We start from the raw sequence: 17,692 nt of genomic DNA, 5'->3' as shown, positions 1-17,692 counted from the left end.
GACGTTCAAGACGAAAAAAAAGCGCCGGAGTTTCCCGGCGCTTTTTTATGCTTGGGTGGTGAGAGTTTGCTTTTACGTTTAGCTGCGCCCTAGCGAAAAGCGACCCGGACCCATTGCGACGACCATCAACATACCACCCGCAATCGAGATGTTTTTCATGAAGTTGTTCATTTCGGCTGCCGCTGCAAACCCTTCAAGGTCCAGCGACGGGATGAAGTGGAAGAGAGTGCCGCTCAGAACCGAGAAGCCAGCCAAGAGAAACGCGGCAGTGCGGGCCTGCCAGCCGAGTAACAAAGCGATGCCGCCTGCAAGTTCAACCAGAATGACAAGTGGTAGCAGCGCACCGGGCACCCCTTGTGAGTTCATATAGGCGGCTGCCCCAGCGTACCCTGTGATTTTGCTAAATCCTGCAATGATGAAGATCGCAGACAGGAAAATGCGACCGATGGGTGCAGCGTAGGCGGTTACGGGATGTGGTGTCGTCATGAGTTGAATCCTTTATAAATATCAAACCTGTCTCTATCAGTATTACTTGACGCGTAAACTGCGCAAAATCATGGATGTTTCGTGCGTATGCGCACATTGCTGGTGATCAGGTTCACTCCCCATTGATCCCGCACGTGACTGTGGCTAAATGCCAGTCATGACCCATCCAGAACGCCCGCACCGCAATTTCTATGGCCGCCGCAAAGGTAAACACCTTAAGCAAAGTCACGAGGTCTATCTCGACGAGGATCTGGAGGCCCTGTCGCCGGGCCATGTGTCGTGGGACAACAACCCCGCGCGTAATGACCTTGATCTGGGCGCGTTGTTTGCCGGACGTGACACGTGGCTTGAAATCGGGTTTGGCGGCGGCGAACATGTGATCCATCAGGCGGGCGAAAACCCTGACGTGGGGATTATTGGATGCGAACCCTACATCAATGGCGTTGCGATGTTGCTGGGCAAAATTCGCAAGGCGAGTGTTGATAATCTGAAAATCTACCCCGGTGATGTGCGCGATATGTTTGACGTTCTGCCGGAGAGATCAATTTCCAAAGCGTTCTTGTTGTATCCTGATCCGTGGCCGAAAGCGCGTCATCATCGCCGCCGTTTTGTGACGCCTGAACATCTGGAACCTTTGGCGCGGGTGTTGAAGACTGGCGCTGAATTCCGCGTTGCCACTGATATTCCCGACTACGTTCGCCAGACCTTGGAAGAAGTGCCGAACACTGGATTTGATCTGGTCCGTCAGGGTGGTGAGCCTTGGGACGACTGGATTTCTACCCGATACGAGCAAAAAGCCCTGCGCGAGGGCCGCGCGCCACATTATCTGACATTTCGCAAGACGTAAGTACGGATGCCTCCGGCGGGAGTTGTACTGGCCAAGATGAAGGGACAAGTGGACCTTCGTTAAGGAGCGGTTTATCAGGTGCTAACTGATTTAAAGGACAAGATATGTCGAGCCATGGTGACCCAATTGTGATGACATCCCGCAAGGGCGGCCCGCTGCGCGGTGAGGCGCATGTGCCGGGGGATAAATCAATCTCGCACCGCTCGTTGATTTTGGGCGCACTGGCGGTCGGTGAAACCAAAATCACCGGATTGCTGGAAGGCCAAGACGTACTGGACACCGGCCGCGCGATGGAAGCGTTCGGGGCGCAGGTGATCAACCATGGGGGTGGTGAATGGTCGGTGCATGGCGTCGGCGTTGGTGGGTTTGGCGAACCCGAAAACGTGATTGATTGCGGCAATTCCGGCACTGGTGTGCGCTTGATCATGGGCGCGATGGCGACCTGCGATATGACTGTGACATTCACCGGCGATGCGTCGTTGAACGGGCGGCCCATGGGACGCGTCACCGATCCGCTGGCGTTGTTTGGCACCATTGCCGTTGGTCGCGCTGGAGGGCGTTTGCCGATGACGGTTGTGGGCGCCAAAGACCCGGTTCCGGTGCGTTATGTGGTTCCTGTTCCGTCCGCGCAGGTGAAGTCTGCGGTTTTGCTGGCGGGGCTGAATGCACCCGGTGAAACGGTCGTGATCGAGAAAGAAGCGACGCGCGATCACACGGAACGTATGTTGGTGGGTTTTGGCGCTGATTTGACGGTTGAAGACACCGACGAGGGGCGGGTGATCACGCTGGTTGGTCAGCCGGAATTAAAGCCGCAGACGATCATCGTGCCGCGTGATCCATCATCGGCAGCGTTTCCGGTCTGTGCGGCACTGCTTGCCGAGGGGTCGGACGTTTTGGTCCCCAATATCGGGCTGAACCCGACCCGCGCTGGGCTGTTTTACACATTGCAAGACATGGGTGCGGACCTGACGTTCGAGAATATGCGTGAGGAGGGTGGTGAGCCTGTTGCCGATCTGCGGGCGCGCTATTCGCCTAATATGCACGGGATCGAGGTTCCGCCTGCGCGCGCCGCGTCGATGATTGACGAATATCCGGTGTTGTCGGTGGTTTCGGCATTCGCCAAAGGCCAGACCGTCATGCGCGGCGTCAAGGAATTGCGCGTCAAGGAAAGTGACCGGATTGATGCCATGGCAAAGGGGCTTCGTGCAGCCGGCGTCACCGTCGATGAAGGCCCCGATTGGTGGATCGTTACGGGGCTTGGCTTTGGCAACGTGGCAGGCGGGATCACTGCTGAAAGCCGCTTGGATCACCGGATTGCCATGTCGTTTCTGGTGATGGGGCTGGCGACAAATGCGCCGATGTCTGTGGATGATGGCGGCCCGATTGCCACGTCATTCCCCATTTTTGAAGGTCTGATGAAAAAACTTGGCGCGGGGATCGTGCGGGCAAACGCATGATCTTACAGCTGCGCAGAGGTGCCGGATGGACGGCGATTTTTGCGTATCTGATCATGGGTGCTGTGTTGTATTTTTGGGTGCTGCCGGGGGCAGATTGGTTGTGGCTACCCGATTTCCACCTGACAGGCTACGACGCCCAAAGCATCGCGCCGTTTCTTGATGCATTAAGTGGGCCTGCGCGGGATGGGTATGCGCGGGTTTTGGGGCTGTATGACCGCGTGTTCATTGTTGCGCTTGCGGTTTGGATGGCGCTGACAGGGTGGCGCGGATCGGGGGTGCGCTATTTTGTGGTCGGGTTGGCGGTGGTCTATGCGCTGATTGATCTGGCTGAGAACGCGGCGATTTTGCGCCTGTTGGATGCGGGCGATGGGCTGGTCGGGTTCGCTGCGGCCGCGCATCATCTGACGATGGCGAAATTTGCGTCGCTTTATCTATGCGTATTGGTGCTGATTGTGCATCTGAGGAGGTCGGTTTGAAGTTCACTGTTGCGATTGACGGGCCTGCGGCGGCGGGCAAGGGCACGATTTCCAAAGCGGTGGCGGCGCATTTTGGTTTTGCGCATTTGGACACGGGGCTGTTGTACCGCGCGGTGGGTGCCAAGGTTTTGAACGGCATGGATGCGTTGAAGGCGGCGCAGACGCTGGAACCCGTTGATCTGGACAGCGATGATTTGCGAAATCCTGATGTCGCGCAGGCCGCGAGCCGCGTTGCGGTCAATTCAGATGTGCGAACCGCCTTGGTCGCGTTTCAGCGCCAGTTTGCGGCGCGCGTTGGTGGGGCAGTGCTGGACGGGCGTGATATTGGCACGGTGATTTGTGTGGACGCCGATGTGAAGCTGTTCGTGACGGCGAGTTCGAGCAAACGCGCGCAGCGGCGGATGGATGAATTGAACGCCAAGGGCATGGGTTTGACGTTTGCGGCCGTTCTGGAGGACGTTGAAGCACGGGACAAACGCGACAGCGAGCGCGCGACGGCACCGTTGAAACCTGCCGACGATGCGGTGATGTTGGACACCACGGACCTGACAGCGGACGCAGCGATTGCCCGCGCGATTTCACTGGTGGCAGTGGCGCGGTCATAAACGGTCACTGCGATGTGCTTTGTCGGTGTGGGTCTTCGTGGGGTAGGGTGACGTAACCCAGACCGAAAGGCCCCACATGTTTCGTTCAATGTTTCACGCCTTCGCGCTGATCTTCGCGCTTGCCACACCCGTATTCGCCCAAGACGCGGCGATGACGCCTGAGCGATTGGTGGACATTATTCTCGCGCTGGATCCTGATGCAGCGATCAACGCCAACGGGATTGAACTGACGATCGAAGACATCCCCGTGCTGGTCGTCATGGCCCCAGGCGCGGACAGGATGCGTGCGATGGTGCCGATTACCAGCGTCGATGACGTCACGCCCGAAGAGATGAACCACATGATGCAAGCGAATTTCGACACCGCGTTGGATGCGCGCTACGCCGTAGCACAGGGGCGTGTCTGGGGGGTGTTCATTCACCCGCTTGGCGCGTTGGAGCGTGCGGAGTTTTTGTCAGGCTTGGCGCAGACGGTGAACCTCGCCCGCACATATGGTACGCTGTATTCCGGCGGCGCGCAGGTGTTTGGCGGTGGCGATTCAAATGGGATTTATGATGAGCTGTTCGGCGATTTGTTGAACCGTGGTCAAGATATCTAGGTCCTATATCTAAAGATGGGTTCGGTGGTCTGCCAGTGCTGGCGGATCAAGGTGCGGGATGGCGTTGAATGCCATTAGAAACGTGCCCTCTGGACGGATCGCGAAGCGGTGCACGGACGAGTTATAGATTGGCAGCAAAATATGCGCCATTTGGTGCGTGCTGAGGCCAAGGGCCGCGCGCATGACCATGGAAATCACCCCACCTGAGGTCACACACAGCACGCGCTTGCCGGGTTTGGCGGCTTCGGACAGGGCAGTGTTGATCCGGGATTCGAACGCCGCGAAGGGTTCCGCACCGTTGATGGTCGCCTGCTCCCACGCCGCGAGGGTCTGGGGCATGTGGGTTGCGAAATCCTCGGGGCTGTTTGGCGGGGCAATGTCGTGGTGGACTTGCATGTCGCGGGCCAGTGCGAAGTATTCCATTTCATTGAGGCGTTCGTCGAAGATTTCAGGCGCATACCCCATGCCCACGGCGGTTTCGCGGTGGCGGCGCATGGTGCCGGACAGGACCAGATCGAACGGGTCTGCGTGGGCGCGCATCCAGTCACCCAAAAGGGCGGCTTGGGTGTGGCCGAGGGCTGACAGGCGGTCGTAGTCTTCTTCGGTCGTGGCGCCTGAATTGGCTTGGCCGTGGCGTATGAGGGTTAGTTCGCCCATTATTGATCCTGTTGGTTTTGTTGGGCAAGGTCGGCCCAGTGGCGGGCAGCCCCGTCGGCGAAGCAGTTATAAGACAACGGCTGTCCAGTAAGGCGTTCGACGTCGAGGAAATCTTCTGTGCAGGCTTCTTTCAACGCGATCATAAAATCCGAAGTTCGAATTCCGTCTGATGTGGTCATGTCAGCCTCCCACGCCCATAGGAGCATGTGCAATTCCGTAAATTCGAAGCATTCAGCTTGAAACGGCCCGCACGCGAGATTGGAGTCCAGCGGGACAACGCCTTCGTCGATCATGATGTCAGACGCAATGGTTATGCAGTGGTTCGCGGGCAGGGGGTCGTCTTCGGGTAATGTCCGAAGGTCGGTTGCATCGCAACCGACGTCTACGGCGATTTGCGCGGCAATGGCGGGCAAGCCTTCGTCTTCAAACGGGCTGGTGCAGGTTGAAAGGCTTTCTGGAAAGCATTTCGTGGCCGCACGCGCAACCGCGCGTTTCAGGACATAGGCTGCGGCCAAGATTTCGGAACAGCGTGCTGCCAGATCAGGTGCGGTCGGATCAGCGGTGCAAAGATCGAACGTCGCGTCATAGCTGAACATGGACGGGCGCGGCGCCCAATCTGCGGTGGCGAGTGTGGGCCACACGGCCAGAACTGCGAGAAGACGATACATCCGCGCACCATGCCCCGCCTTTGGGGTGCGTGCAACGGACGGGTTGACCGCTCAGGCGGCAGTGGCGCAGGTTAGCCGCATGAAAAACCTAAAAATATCGAGCGCCGATATGGTCGCTGCTGCGCGGGCGCGCATTGATGAAATCGAAACGGTGGATTTGATTGCCATGCTGGATGATCCGAACGTGGTAATCGTGGACATTCGCGATGTGCGCGAACGCCAGCGCGGTCATATTGCGGGCAGCGTGCATGCGCCGCGCGGCATGGTAGAATTCTGGGTCGATCCGGACAGCCCCTATTATAAGCCGGTGTTCGGGCAAGACAAAAAATATGTGTTCCATTGTGCATCAGGATGGCGGTCGGCGTTGACCGTCGCGACGTTGCAGGACATGGGGTTTGACGCGTCCCATCTGCGCGAGGGGTTCAGTGCATGGGCCGCTGCCAGTGGTCCGGTTGAGGTGCCTGATCCAAAGCCTTAACAGAGCGTCTTATGCTGTTCTTAATCCCATGTCCCTAAAGGTGCGTTCTATGTCAGATTTTACGATCAAATGCCCGTCTTGCCGTCATGAATTTGCCCTGACAGAACAATTGGCAGGCCCGATGTTGGCTGACAATGAAAAGCGCTTTGGTGAACAGCTGGCAGCGGCCAAGGCCGAAGCAGAACACGCAATAAGTAAGGCTGCGGCCTTGGCGAAGGCCGCCGGTAAGGCTGAGGCGAGCGCCGAGCAGGTCGCGTTGCTAGAACGGGTAAAGGAACAGGACCAGAAATTGCGTGAGGCGCAGGCGGCGCAGGCGGCTGCACTAAAGCGCGAACAGGTTCTGGCAGACAAAGAAGCCGAACTGGAATTGACAGTCCAGAAGATGATCGCGTCCGAGCGGGCCGTCATGACCGAGAAATTGACGAAAGAAGCGCAGGAAAAGGCATCCCTGAAAGACGCCGAAGATGCGCAGGTAAAAGAGGGGATGCGCCGCCAGATTGAAGCCCTCAAACAACGGATTGAGCAGGGGTCGATGCAAACCCAAGGCGAGGCAGCCGAGATGGTGTTGGAAGACACTTTGGCGCAGGCGTTTCCGCTGGACGGATTTTCGCCAGTCGCCAAGGGCGTTGGTGGCGCGGATGTGCGTCAGGATGTGATGGCGCAAGGCGCGATTGTGGGCAGTATCTTATGGGAAAGCAAACGCACGAAAAACTGGACAGCAGGGTGGCTGGCAAAGTTGCGGAACGATCAACGCAGCAGCGGCTGTGAGGTGGCGGTGATAACGTCCGTGGCATTGCCGGAGGGCGTTGACAGCTTTGGCATTGTGGATGGCATCTGGGTCTGCGCGCCGCGCTATGCGGTGCCTTTGGCGACGTCCCTGCGCCACGGCTTGATTGAGGTCGCGGGTGCAAAAGGGCGCGCCATGGGGCAAGAAACCAAGATGGAAATGATCTATGATTATCTGACAGGAACGCAGTTCAAACAGCGCGTCGATGCGATTGTGGAACGGTTCGAGGACATGCAGGACAACCTGCGCAAAGAACGTGTGTTCATCGAAAAGCAATGGGCGTTGCGGGCCAAGCAGATTGATCTGGTAATCGCGTCAACGGTTGGCATGCATGGTGATTTGCAGGGGATTGCAGGGCGGTCCATGCCTGAGATTGCAAGCTTGGATGCGTTGGCGTTGGGCGTTGATCGAGATTGACCACATGTCAGGGCTGCGCGACGTGCAATTCAGACCGCTAGTAATTGTTGTGCGGTGGAATGGATGCAAACGCCCATTTTGCCGCAAGGATCGATGTTTAATATAATGACGCCGCGATCTCGATCGCCGTGCGTTTTGGGCAACGGGAAGCGACGTGAGGGGTGCGTGCAAAATCGCACAGTTAATGTTTGCAGGGGCCCGTTGTACCTGCGCGCAGCCAGATTAGGTGTCAAAGCAGAACGCACTAAACGGTGCGTGAGACATGACAGGATTTAATATGCTTGATTCCAATTCCAATTCCCTTCCTGATGACCTGTGCGACGCGTTGCAGTGGCGCTATGCGGTCAAGAAAATGGACCCTTCCAAATCCGTGAGTGAAGACAAGATCGCAGCACTTCTGGATGCGATCCAGTACGCACCCACATCCAGTGGAACGCAGCCGTTCAAGGTGTTTGTGATCACCAATGACGATCTGCGCACCAAAATCCGTGCGGCGTCTTTCGATCAAAGCCAAGTTACCGATGCATCGCATCTTTTGGTGTTCGCAGCATGGGACAACTACACCGACGCGCGGATCGACAGCGTGGTCGATCATCACGCCGAGGAACGCCCTGGCACACGCGAGATGCTTGAGGGCTATTATGGCAACCTTAAGGGCATGTATTTGCCCCGCACGGCAGAAACGAATTTTGAACATGCTGCGCGGCAAGCCTATATCGCGCTGGGCTTCGGGATGCTGACGGCCGCGCAGATGCGCGTCGACACAACCCCGATGGAGGGTTTCGATCCGTCCGCTGTGGACGATATTTTGGGGCTTGGTGACAAGAACCTGCGGTCTGTCTGCATGTTGGCGGTTGGGACGCGGGACGCGGCCAACGACTGGCTGGCTCCGATGAAGAAAGTCCGCAAGACTGACGACGTGTTGTTTGAACGCATCGACTGAAGTGCAGTTAGGCCGATCTATCGGTGATGGATTGGCCTAACCCGCAAACCCGTCGGGAACCGCAAGCGGAGTTCGGTTGCCCAGAATGTAGCTAGCGACATCGGTGTAATCGAATGCCAGCGATATCAGGATGATGACCAGTGATGCCATCATCAGCCAACGTGCAATTTTCGGCAGTTTGCCGCCGCGCAGGCGGCTGATAAAATAGATAACGACGGGTGTGTAAAACAGGACATGTGGCAGGCCCAGAAGTTTCACATACCCCAGCTGTTCATACATCCAGCTTATAGCGACAAAGCTAAGCAGGCCCGCAGCGATGGCGGCAAGCCCTGCCATGCGGCTGGACTTCCAGACCAGCAAGGCGAGGGGCAGTATGAAGCTGCCAAACATCAAGATCGGGAGCCATACATTGAGCCAAGCTGTTTGGTTTGCCATTGCGTCGCCTAGGGTCATGATGCGGGTCCTTATCGATTGAGGTTAAAGCCGGCTTAGGCTTTGGGCAATTTCGAGCGCGGTTGCGGCGGCGTCATAGTCGGGACGTTCTGCCGAAATGCGCATTCCCAGCAGGTCTGACTGGTACCTCCGCGCAAGGCCGCATGCGTCGTGACCGATGCCGATCTGGTTTTGCGCTTGTGCCTTGCCAAACAGGTCCGCAAAGCGATGTTCCATCCGTGTCAGATGCCCGTTGGCGTGATCGGCAAGCGGGTGGCCATGGGGCGATAATTCTAGAAATGTCTTGGCCAGCATACAGGCCCGTGCTGGCGCTGCTTTATTTTCGATAACATGGCGCGGGAATGCCTGAAGCGCCCCCAAGGGGCCGTGCGCGTGTTCAAGTGCCGCCAAAGTCGCCGCGCCATCCGCCGCATATAGATCAAGAGCGAGCTGGTACAACGCGTCCTTGGACCCGAAAGCCGCGTAAAAGCTGCCCGGCTTCAAGTATAGCGTTGTTTCCAAATTCTTGAGGGACGTGCCTGCCCAGCCCTGTTTCCAGAACATGTCGCGGGCGCGGCGAATTAGGTCTTCGCGGTCATAGGATGGTTTGCGTGGCATGGGTCACAATATTGTTGAGTGTTCGCTCAATTATATACTTGAGTGATCGCTCAAGAAAGGACAAAAGGGCGGCACATGCAGAAAACAGGAGATTCCCATGACCGACTTCCCATCCCATGATCTGACCACGGCCCCCGAGGCGTCCAAGCCGTTGCTTGAAAAATCGCAAGCCGCATTTGGCCGCTTGCCTGGCTTGCATCAGGTAATGTCGGATAGCCCGCAGGTGCTTGAGGGTTATCAGGTGCTGCACAAGCTGTTTACGGACACAGATTTCGATGCCGATGAAATGACAGTCGTCTGGCAGGCGATTAACGTCGAAAATGAATGTCATTACTGCGTGCCGGCCCACACAGGCATCGCAAAAATGATGAAGGTGTCCGATGACATCACGCAGGCGCTGCGCGATGAGACAGCCTTGCCGAACGAAAAGCTGGAGGCATTGCGCACATTCACATTGCGGGTTGTGCGCCAACGCGGTGTGATGACCGACGCGCAGTTTGATGCGTTTTTTGCGGCTGGATATACCCACCGCGCTGCGTTGGACGTGGTGTTGGCGGTCGCGCAAAAGACAATGTCTAACTACATCAACCATTTCGCTCAGACAGTTGTTGACGAACCGATGCAGGGGTTCCTTTGGAAGCGTGGCGATACGCCAATCGTGACATAACTAACCAGGTCCGCCATCAGTTGCGCACATCTATATCCAGCGGCTGATGGTGCTCCACCCCTTGCAAACAACGAAAATCCAGCCTATAAGCCGCCTCGTTGAAGCGTCGTCCAAAGGTGCAATTTGGCAGGGCCGGAATTTCCGGCCCTCTTTGCATTACAAGGCGACACCGAGATAAATGAACCCGTTCACCGCTTTGGTGGACATAAACCCGAAGTCCGGCGGCGTTTTAGTCGCACGGCCAACAACGATCTTAGGAAACCGCGCCACATGGCTCAGAACGTATCTATGGACGAGTTTGAAGCACTCTTGAACGAAAGCTTCGAAATTGACACACCTAAAGAAGGCAGTGTTGTCAAAGGCAAAGTCATCGCAATCGAAGCGGGACAAGCCATCATCGACGTCGGCTACAAGATGGAAGGCCGCGTTGATATTAAAGAATTCGCAGATCCTGGCGAAGCTCCTGAAATTGCTGTCGGAGATGTTGTCGAAGTATTCCTTCGCGCCTCCGAGAATGCCCGTGGCGAAGCCGTAATCTCTCGTGAGATGGCGCGCCGTGAGGAAGCTTGGGATCGCCTCGAGAAAGCATATGCAGACGAAGAGCGCGTCGAAGGCGCAATCTTTGGTCGCGTTAAAGGTGGCTTTACTGTTGATCTGGGCGGCGCTGTTGCGTTCCTTCCAGGCTCACAAGTTGACGTGCGCCCTGTGCGCGACGCAGGCCCACTCATGGGTCTTAAGCAGCCGTTCCAAATCCTCAAGATGGACCGTCGTCGTGGCAACATTGTTGTATCGCGTCGCGCAATTCTTGAAGAATCACGTGCCGAACAGCGCGCCGAAGTCATCGGCAACCTGACCGAAGGTCAAGAAGTTGACGGCGTCGTCAAGAACATCACCGAATACGGTGCGTTTGTTGACCTCGGCGGCGTAGACGGCCTGCTCCACGTGACTGATATGGCATGGCGCCGTGTGAACCACCCATCCGAGATCCTCACAATTGGTGAGACGATCAAGGTGCAGGTTATCAAGATCAATAAAGAAACCCACCGTATCTCCCTCGGCATGAAGCAGCTGCAGGACGATCCATGGGATGCCGTATCAGGCAAGTACCCACTCGATTCCGTACACACGGGCCGTGTGACCAACATCACCGACTACGGCGCATTTGTTGAGCTGGAAGCTGGCGTTGAAGGCCTTGTGCACGTGTCTGAAATGTCTTGGACAAAGAAGAACGTACATCCGGGTAAAATCGTATCCACGAGCCAAGAAGTCGAAGTTATGGTTCTGGAAATCGACGAAGCCAAACGTCGCGTCTCGCTTGGTCTCAAGCAGACACAGCGCAACCCATGGGAAGTGTTTGCAGAAACCCATCCTGAGGGCACCGAAGTTGAAGGCGAAGTCAAAAACATCACCGAATTCGGTCTGTTTGTTGGCCTCGACGGCGACATCGACGGCATGGTTCACTTGTCCGATCTGACATGGGAAGGCCGCGGCGAAGACGTCATCGGCGATTTCCGCAAAGGCGACATCGTGAATGCCAAGGTTACTGAAGTGGACGTTGAGAAAGAGCGCATTTCGCTTTCGATCAAAGCCATGGACGGTGATCCGTTCCAAGATGCAGTCGGCGGCGTAAAGCGCGGCACGATCGTAACCGTTGAGGTCACAAAGATCGAAGATGGTGGCATCGAGGTCGACTATGAAGGCGCGAAATCCTTCATCCGTCGTTCCGATTTGTCCCGTGACCGTGCCGAGCAGCGCCCAGAGCGTTTCGGCGTAGGCGACAAGGTCGACGCACGTGTGACCAACATCGACGCGAAAACCCGCCGTTTGGGTCTGTCGATCAAAGCACGCGAAATCGCGGAAGAAAAAGAAGCCGTCGAACAGTTCGGCTCCTCTGACTCCGGTGCATCCTTGGGCGATATCCTTGGTGCAGCGCTGAACAAAGGCGACGACGCATAAGTCATCGCTGACTGGTCACACCGACCACCTGAAAACTTGAAACCCCGCTGGCACGCGCTGGCGGGGTTTTTCGTTTTCGGGGGCAGATGCCCGTCGAATCACCCGCGCGAACCGGTCGCACCATCTGCGGCAAGCGCGCAAGTGACGGGTTTCGTTTGGCGCTTTGATCGTGATTTGGCCGTAAATCGGCGGAATCGCAGCGTAATTTTCCACATAAGGTTCTTCCGTGACGGGAACTTCCAAACTATAGTCCATTGTTAAGAGGTAGTTGCGCCACTGCCCGCGACGAAAATGACTTCGACGAAATTGATGGGGAAGAACGCCAAATGATCCGATCCGAATTGACCGATACAATCGCCGAACAGAACCCACATCTTTATCAAAGGGACGTGGAGAGGATTGTGAACACAATTTTTGGCCGCATCATTGAAGCGATGTCTAACGGGGACCGTGTTGAATTACGGGGTTTCGGGGCGTTCTCGGTAAAAAAGCGCGACGCACGTTTGGGCAGAAACCCGCGCACGGGCGAGGCTGTTCAGGTCGAAGAGAAGCATGTTCCATTCTTTAAGACAGGCAAGCTCTTGCGGGACCGGCTCAACGGGAAGTAAACTATTCCCATGAAATATATCAGATTCACATTTTGGGGAATCGCTGCGATTGCCCTTATCATTGTCGGGATGGCCAACCGTGGGGTCGTCACCCTGCGTGCGTTGCCAGAAGCCTTGGCAGGCCCGCTTGGGATATCCCCTGACATTCAGATGCCGTTGTTTATGGCGATCTTTGTCGGCGTGGCGATCGGCCTGCTGATCGGGTTCTTCTGGGAATGGGTGCGTGAGCATCGTATCCGCGCAGATGCCCGCGCAAAGGGGCGCGAAGTTAGTGCCCTTAAGCGTGAGGTTGATAGCCTTAAGACCGAAAAGCATGAGGGCAAAGACGAGATTGTCGCCCTTCTCGACAAGGCCAGCTAAGGGCCAATGTCACACGATATACGGGTCAAAATTTGCGGGTTGCGGACCGGCGCTGACGTAGCTGCGGCGGCGTCTGCTGGGTCGTCCTACGTCGGGTTTGTTTTCTATCCCAAATCCCCGCGCAATGTTTCGTTTCAAGAGGCTGCGGCGCTGGCTGTGGACGTGCCTATGGGGGTCGCCAAAGTCGCGTTGGTCGTGAATGCGAATGACGCGTTCTTGGACGATCTGACGGCTGCGGTGCCTTTGGATATGTTGCAGTTGCATGGCAGCGAAACGCCCACGCGCGTGGCCGAGGTAAAGGCGCGGTACGGGTTGCCCGTGATGAAGGCCGTCGGAATTGCTGACGCCAGCGATCTGGCGCAGATTGACGCATACGCCGCTGTTGCGGATCAATTGCTGATTGATGCAAAGCCGCCAAAGAATGCCGACTTGCCCGGTGGCAATGGTCTGGCGTTTGACTGGACGCTGCTGGCTGGGCGCAAATACTGGACGGTGCCGTGGATGTTGGCCGGTGGCCTGACGGCTGACAATGTGGCCGAGGCAGTGCGCTTAACGGGCGCGACCCAAGTCGACGTGTCCAGCGGTGTCGAAGGGTCGGTTGGCGTCAAAGATGCGGGCCTGATTTCGGCATTTTTGGCCGCCGCACAAGCCTAGGCGCTTTACGGCCCCCCACCACAGCGCTACATCAATAAGTAGCACCCAAAGTTGAAGTCTGGAGACGCGCAATGCCTGACGATCTGATCAATTCCTTTATGACTGGCCCCGACGAAAAAGGCCGCTTTGGTGATTTTGGCGGGCGCTTTGTGTCTGAGACCTTGATGCCGCTGATCCTTGAGCTTGAAGAACGCTATGAGTTCGCCAAGACCGACGATGCGTTCTGGGCTGAAATGCACGATCTTTGGACGCATTACGTGGGCCGTCCGTCACCGCTGTATTACGCGGAACGTCTGACCGAACACTTGGGCGGGGCGAAGATTTACCTCAAGCGGGATGAGCTGAACCACACGGGCGCGCATAAGATCAACAATGTGCTGGGCCAGATCATTCTGGCGCGGCGCATGGGTAAGACGCGGATCATTGCGGAAACCGGTGCGGGTCAGCATGGCGTTGCGACCGCCACGGTCTGCGCAAAATTTGGACTGAAATGTGTTGTTTATATGGGGGCGACAGACGTTGAACGTCAGGCGCCCAACGTGTTTCGCATGAAATTACTTGGTGCTGAAGTGATCCCCGTGACGTCGGGTCGTGGCACGCTAAAAGACGCGATGAACGACGCGCTGCGCGATTGGGTGACCAACGTGCGCGATACGTTTTATTGCATTGGCACGGTCGCGGGTCCGCACCCCTATCCTGCGATGGTGCGCGATTTTCAGGCGATCATCGGCCAAGAAACGAAAGAACAGATGCATGCCGCGGAAGGGCGTTTGCCGGATACGTTGATTGCCGCAATCGGTGGCGGGTCCAACGCCATGGGGCTGTTTTTCCCATTCCTTGACGACAAAGAGGTTAACATTATCGGCGTTGAGGCGGGCGGCAAGGGTGTGAATTCCAAGATGGAACATTGCGCGTCTTTAACAGGCGGGCGCCCTGGCGTTTTGCACGGCAACCGGACGTATTTGCTGCAAGACGACGACGGGCAAATCCTAGAAGGCCATTCAATTTCAGCGGGACTAGACTACCCCGGCATCGGGCCGGAACATTCATGGCTGCACGATATTGGCCGCGCACAATATGTATCGATCACCGATGTCGAGGCGCTTGAGGCGTTTCAGTTGTCGTGTCAGTTGGAAGGAATTATTCCAGCGCTTGAACCGTCCCATGCTCTGGCGCATGTGATGAAGATCGCGCCTGATTTGCCGTCCGATCACCTGCTGGTCATGAACATGTGCGGTCGTGGCGACAAGGACATCTTTACGGTCGCCAAGGCGCTCGGCTGGGATATGGCGAACGGCTAGGCGACCAGTTCGCCAATCAAGGCGAACGTTCCCGATGATGTCAGCCGGTTGTCTTGTGTTGTTCAAGAACCGCCAACGACACAATTTCCAATGCCCGCGCATGAGTTGCGACCAAGTTCACCTTTGGCGCGCAGCCCTCTTCGTGCGCTTGCAGGAAACGCGATGCGCAAAGGCACCAGCCATCGCCTGCCTGAAGCCCGACAAAGCCGAATTCTGGGCGTGATGTGCTGAGGTCATTGCCGACGTATTTCGAGAAGGCGAGGAATTCAGCCGTCATAACTGCGCAAACGGTGTGGCTGCCCTCGTCTGCTGCGCAGGTGTCGCAGGCACCGTTACGAAAGAAGCCGGTCATCGGCGCGAGTGAGCAGGTGGCAAGTGTTTCGCCGAGGACGTTTAGAGAGGGATCTTTATTCATTAATCAAGGCTTTCTGCTATGGCACGGAACATGGTGAAGCTGCTGTCGGTTACGCCGTCTTCGCGGAACTGTCGATCGGCCGCGTTTACGGCAATGACGATGCCGCGAGGGCGGTCGATGTAGATGTATTGGCCGTAAATTCCCCGCGCCGCGAATTGGCCTGTGTTGGCCCCGAGGGGGATCCACCATTGATACCCGAAACCCATTTCATCGCTTGCCGTGGGCGCGCTGGCTGCGGTGCTTTCTTCGATCCACGCTTCCGATACGATGCGGGTGCCAAATGAAATGCCGCCGTTGGCGATCATATGGCCAAACAGGGCGTAGTCATGTGTTGTCAGATTTAAGCCGCCCAGCACAAACGCCACTCCGTGACCGTCCGTCAGATAATAGGGGGCAACTGTTGGTCCGAGCGGGGTGAGGACCTTTTGCGTCAGCAGATCGGGAATGGATCGACCCGTTGCGCCACGGATCACCATGCTAAGGATATGCGTGTCGATGGACACATATTTCCACTGGGTGCCAGGTTCAACGAATGTCTCGTCTAGCGCTTCGGCGAAGCTGTCCATGGATCGACCAAGCGCTAAGACGCGGCCCATTTTGTTGATATCGCTCCAGAAATCGAGGTATTCTTCGTCGAACGTCACGCCGGACGACATCTGCATCACATTTCGGATGCTGGCGGTCTCGTAGGCGGATCCGACGAGGGACGGCACATATTGGATGACGGGTGCATCAAGGTCGGGGATCGTGCCGTCTTCGTGCAAAATGCCCAACAGCACGGACAGGAACGATTTGGCCATCGACCAACTGATGCGGGTTGAATTCGCGGGGTCGTCTTCGTTGACCCCAATCAGTGGGTAACTTTCATGGCGGATGATACCGTCCTGCACGACCATGATGCCGGTGACAGCGCGGTCGCGGGCCCATGTGGTAAAGCCCGCGGGCATGACCATCGGGGCCCCCGTCGAGAGCCGGTGCACAGTTTCGGATTGCGGTGTCAGCGTGACGTTTTCGAACATCGTGTCCATCGACGTGAAATTTTCGACGATGCGGTCTTCGGAAAAGAGCGAATTGACGGCCATCAGGCGGCTCAGCTTTTCGCGCTGCAAAACGGCGATCAGCAGGATCATGACAGTGCTGATGAGAACGCCGCGCAGGAGCCATTTCAGGAAGGTTTTCATTGAGGTGCTTTCGGTTATTTTCGCCAGCCTGACACGCGCGACGAGGGGCGGCAAGTCAGGCTGTCCAGTCCACCCAACGGCCATGAAAATCGACGCGACCAAGGGTCAGGGGCGCATCGCTGCCAGAGGTGTTTGGCCAAAGCCGCAAGGTCAACGCCGCGCCGTTGTCGCCACCGTCGTCTTCCATCTGTACAAAGGCAAGCGGCGTATCTGGTGTGGCGGTTGCCCCAGCCGTTTCGATCATCCGCAGGCCATCGCGCTGTTTTTCCGCGGGAAAATACTGCCACGCGACGGTGGTGTAGATCATGTGGGTTTGACCCGCGATGTGGGGCAGGCGCGTAGCGAGCCAATCAATCGCATCGGCTTTGTCGACGGGCGCGTGGGGCAGGGCAAGGGCGGCGTCTGTCAGGATGCGGCGGTGCGGCTGATCTGGCCAGAGATAGGCGCGCAAGCGCAGGCTGTCGGTGGCAGGATCAACAGGGTTGAGGTCCACGCCGCGCCGCTCAACCACCTTTGGCATCGTCATGGGCGGGGTTGCGCCCGTCCAATCTGGCGCCAGCGTTACAGTGGCATTTGGCGGGCCAAGCCGCGTGCCGTTGATGTCGAGTGCGAAGTGGTCCCAGTTGAGGTTCAAACCCGCGCTGGCACCCAATTCCGACACCCGCATGGGGTTGGGGAAATGGTTGGAAATCATATGGCCAGCAGCGATCAAAGCCGCCGCACGGCGCACTTCGTTGGTTTGGGGCGGGCTGTAGATGAAGGCGTCAATAAAGTCTGTGTGGTCCGCCAGCACCTGGGACACGGCCAGCCATAATGCGTCATCGGTCGCGATGTGAGGCGGGTAGACGGCCGTCAATGCTGCGCCACCTTGCAAACGCAGCGCGTGCAGCGCCCCGCACAGGCGCAACGGAACACTGTCACCGCGCGGACCAATATCGCCCTGCCAATCAAACAAGCGATCCGTCAGCGGTGTGCCACGCACCAAGCGGGTTGCCAAAACGCGGCAAAGCTGGCCCATGAATGGCGATCCGAGTGTTGTGCAGGCCTGTGCCTGATAGTCGAATGCATCGGACAGACGCAT

The 17,692-nt window shown here is 57.1% G+C and carries 22 protein-coding genes; 14 read left to right on the top strand and 8 right to left on the bottom strand.

Annotated elements, in window-relative coordinates:
• Positions 1-78: 78 nt before the first annotated feature.
• Positions 79-486, bottom strand: coding sequence for a DoxX family protein (locus OA238_RS16705; protein ID WP_015496077.1), 408 nt, complete (start codon positions 484-486; stop codon positions 79-81).
• 157 nt (positions 487-643) lie between these two features.
• On the opposite strand from OA238_RS16705, the gene trmB reads away from it, so the two are divergent.
• The 5 genes from trmB (at position 644) to OA238_RS16680 (ending at position 4,469) form a co-directional block, all read left to right on the top strand.
• On the top strand, positions 644-1,333 hold the full coding sequence (trmB, locus tag OA238_RS16700; protein ID WP_044037036.1) for a tRNA (guanine(46)-N(7))-methyltransferase TrmB: 690 nt from the start codon (positions 644-646) through the stop codon (positions 1,331-1,333).
• Positions 1,334-1,437: 104 nt separating this feature from the next.
• The gene (gene aroA / locus OA238_RS16695) at positions 1,438-2,790 is read left to right on the top strand and encodes a 3-phosphoshikimate 1-carboxyvinyltransferase (RefSeq protein WP_015496075.1); all 1,353 of its coding nucleotides are present in this window, start codon (positions 1,438-1,440) and stop codon (positions 2,788-2,790) included.
• Positions 2,787-3,266, top strand: a complete 480-nt coding sequence (locus OA238_RS32885; protein WP_015496074.1) for a hypothetical protein — start codon at positions 2,787-2,789, stop codon at positions 3,264-3,266. Before aroA ends, OA238_RS32885 begins: the two co-directional genes overlap by 4 nt.
• Positions 3,263-3,871 carry a (d)CMP kinase gene (locus OA238_RS16685; RefSeq protein WP_044037034.1) on the top strand — a complete coding sequence of 203 codons (609 nt, stop codon included), beginning with the start codon at positions 3,263-3,265 and terminating at the stop codon, positions 3,869-3,871. Before OA238_RS32885 ends, OA238_RS16685 begins: the two co-directional genes overlap by 4 nt.
• Positions 3,872-3,947: 76 nt before the next feature.
• A complete protein-coding gene (locus tag OA238_RS16680) occupies positions 3,948-4,469 on the top strand; it encodes a hypothetical protein (protein WP_015496072.1) in 522 nt (173 codons plus the stop codon).
• Positions 4,470-4,478: 9 nt separating this feature from the next.
• Here the strand turns inward: OA238_RS16680 and OA238_RS16675 are convergent, their stop codons facing one another.
• Both OA238_RS16675 and OA238_RS16670 read right to left on the bottom strand, forming a co-directional pair.
• Positions 4,479-5,126 (bottom strand): histidine phosphatase family protein, encoded by a 648-nt coding sequence (locus tag OA238_RS16675; protein WP_015496071.1) that lies wholly within the window; start codon positions 5,124-5,126, stop codon positions 4,479-4,481.
• Positions 5,126-5,794 (bottom strand): hypothetical protein, encoded by a 669-nt coding sequence (locus OA238_RS16670; RefSeq protein ID WP_015496070.1) that lies wholly within the window; start codon positions 5,792-5,794, stop codon positions 5,126-5,128. The genes OA238_RS16675 and OA238_RS16670 overlap by 1 nt, the downstream gene beginning before the upstream one ends.
• A gap of 79 nt (positions 5,795-5,873) precedes the next feature.
• Here OA238_RS16670 and OA238_RS16665 point away from each other — a divergent pair, with 79 nt between their 5' ends.
• The 3 genes from OA238_RS16665 to OA238_RS16655 all read left to right on the top strand — a co-directional run bounded on the left by OA238_RS16665 (position 5,874) and on the right by OA238_RS16655 (position 8,419).
• Positions 5,874-6,272, top strand: coding sequence for a rhodanese-like domain-containing protein (locus OA238_RS16665; protein WP_015496069.1), 399 nt, complete (start codon positions 5,874-5,876; stop codon positions 6,270-6,272).
• Positions 6,273-6,321: 49 nt separating this feature from the next.
• Positions 6,322-7,476, top strand: coding sequence for a DUF2130 domain-containing protein (locus OA238_RS16660; RefSeq protein WP_015496068.1), 1,155 nt, complete (start codon positions 6,322-6,324; stop codon positions 7,474-7,476).
• A gap of 277 nt (positions 7,477-7,753) precedes the next feature.
• Positions 7,754-8,419, top strand: coding sequence for an NAD(P)H-dependent oxidoreductase (locus OA238_RS16655; protein WP_015496067.1), 666 nt, complete (start codon positions 7,754-7,756; stop codon positions 8,417-8,419).
• A 36-nt stretch (positions 8,420-8,455) separates the two neighbouring features.
• Here OA238_RS16655 and OA238_RS16650 read toward each other — a convergent pair whose 3' ends face one another.
• Positions 8,456-8,872: a hypothetical protein gene (locus tag OA238_RS16650; protein WP_015496066.1), complete on the bottom strand. Its 417-nt coding sequence runs from the start codon at positions 8,870-8,872 to the stop codon at positions 8,456-8,458.
• A 24-nt stretch (positions 8,873-8,896) separates the two neighbouring features.
• Positions 8,897-9,469: a TetR/AcrR family transcriptional regulator gene (locus OA238_RS16645; RefSeq protein WP_015496065.1), complete on the bottom strand. Its 573-nt coding sequence runs from the start codon at positions 9,467-9,469 to the stop codon at positions 8,897-8,899.
• A 97-nt stretch (positions 9,470-9,566) separates the two neighbouring features.
• On the opposite strand from OA238_RS16645, the gene OA238_RS16640 reads away from it, so the two are divergent.
• The 6 genes from OA238_RS16640 (at position 9,567) to trpB (ending at position 15,015) form a co-directional block, all read left to right on the top strand.
• On the top strand, positions 9,567-10,136 hold the full coding sequence (locus OA238_RS16640; RefSeq protein ID WP_015496064.1) for a carboxymuconolactone decarboxylase family protein: 570 nt from the start codon (positions 9,567-9,569) through the stop codon (positions 10,134-10,136).
• Between the two features lie 270 nt (positions 10,137-10,406).
• A complete protein-coding gene (rpsA, locus tag OA238_RS16635) occupies positions 10,407-12,092 on the top strand; it encodes a 30S ribosomal protein S1 (protein ID WP_015496063.1) in 1,686 nt (561 codons plus the stop codon).
• A gap of 326 nt (positions 12,093-12,418) precedes the next feature.
• A complete protein-coding gene (ihfB, locus tag OA238_RS16625) occupies positions 12,419-12,700 on the top strand; it encodes an integration host factor subunit beta (RefSeq protein ID WP_015496062.1) in 282 nt (93 codons plus the stop codon).
• 9 nt (positions 12,701-12,709) lie between these two features.
• Positions 12,710-13,060 carry a lipopolysaccharide assembly protein LapA domain-containing protein gene (locus OA238_RS16620; protein ID WP_015496061.1) on the top strand — a complete coding sequence of 117 codons (351 nt, stop codon included), beginning with the start codon at positions 12,710-12,712 and terminating at the stop codon, positions 13,058-13,060.
• A 6-nt stretch (positions 13,061-13,066) separates the two neighbouring features.
• Entirely contained in the window at positions 13,067-13,714 is a 648-nt protein-coding gene (locus OA238_RS16615) for a phosphoribosylanthranilate isomerase (protein WP_015496060.1), read from the top strand.
• A 71-nt stretch (positions 13,715-13,785) separates the two neighbouring features.
• Positions 13,786-15,015: a tryptophan synthase subunit beta gene (gene trpB / locus OA238_RS16610; protein ID WP_015496059.1), complete on the top strand. Its 1,230-nt coding sequence runs from the start codon at positions 13,786-13,788 to the stop codon at positions 15,013-15,015.
• A 40-nt stretch (positions 15,016-15,055) separates the two neighbouring features.
• On the opposite strand, the gene OA238_RS16605 is transcribed toward trpB, so the two are convergent.
• Genes OA238_RS16605 through OA238_RS16595 form a run of 3 tightly spaced genes read right to left on the bottom strand, consistent with a single transcriptional unit; the run spans position 15,056 to position 17,692 of the window.
• Positions 15,056-15,430: a DUF2237 family protein gene (locus OA238_RS16605; RefSeq protein WP_015496058.1), complete on the bottom strand. Its 375-nt coding sequence runs from the start codon at positions 15,428-15,430 to the stop codon at positions 15,056-15,058.
• Positions 15,430-16,611: a serine hydrolase domain-containing protein gene (locus OA238_RS16600; RefSeq protein WP_015496057.1), complete on the bottom strand. Its 1,182-nt coding sequence runs from the start codon at positions 16,609-16,611 to the stop codon at positions 15,430-15,432. The genes OA238_RS16605 and OA238_RS16600 overlap by 1 nt, the downstream gene beginning before the upstream one ends.
• A 55-nt stretch (positions 16,612-16,666) precedes the next feature.
• Positions 16,667-17,692 (bottom strand): DUF2332 domain-containing protein, encoded by a 1,026-nt coding sequence (locus tag OA238_RS16595; RefSeq protein ID WP_015496056.1) that lies wholly within the window; start codon positions 17,690-17,692, stop codon positions 16,667-16,669.

The sequence above is a fragment of the Octadecabacter arcticus 238 genome (assembly GCF_000155735.2).
In the GTDB taxonomy this organism is placed as follows: Bacteria; Pseudomonadota; Alphaproteobacteria; order Rhodobacterales; family Rhodobacteraceae; genus Octadecabacter; species Octadecabacter arcticus.
The sequence above is the reverse complement of the archived record's forward strand: the minus strand, read 5'-3'. Positions and strand labels throughout refer to the sequence as shown.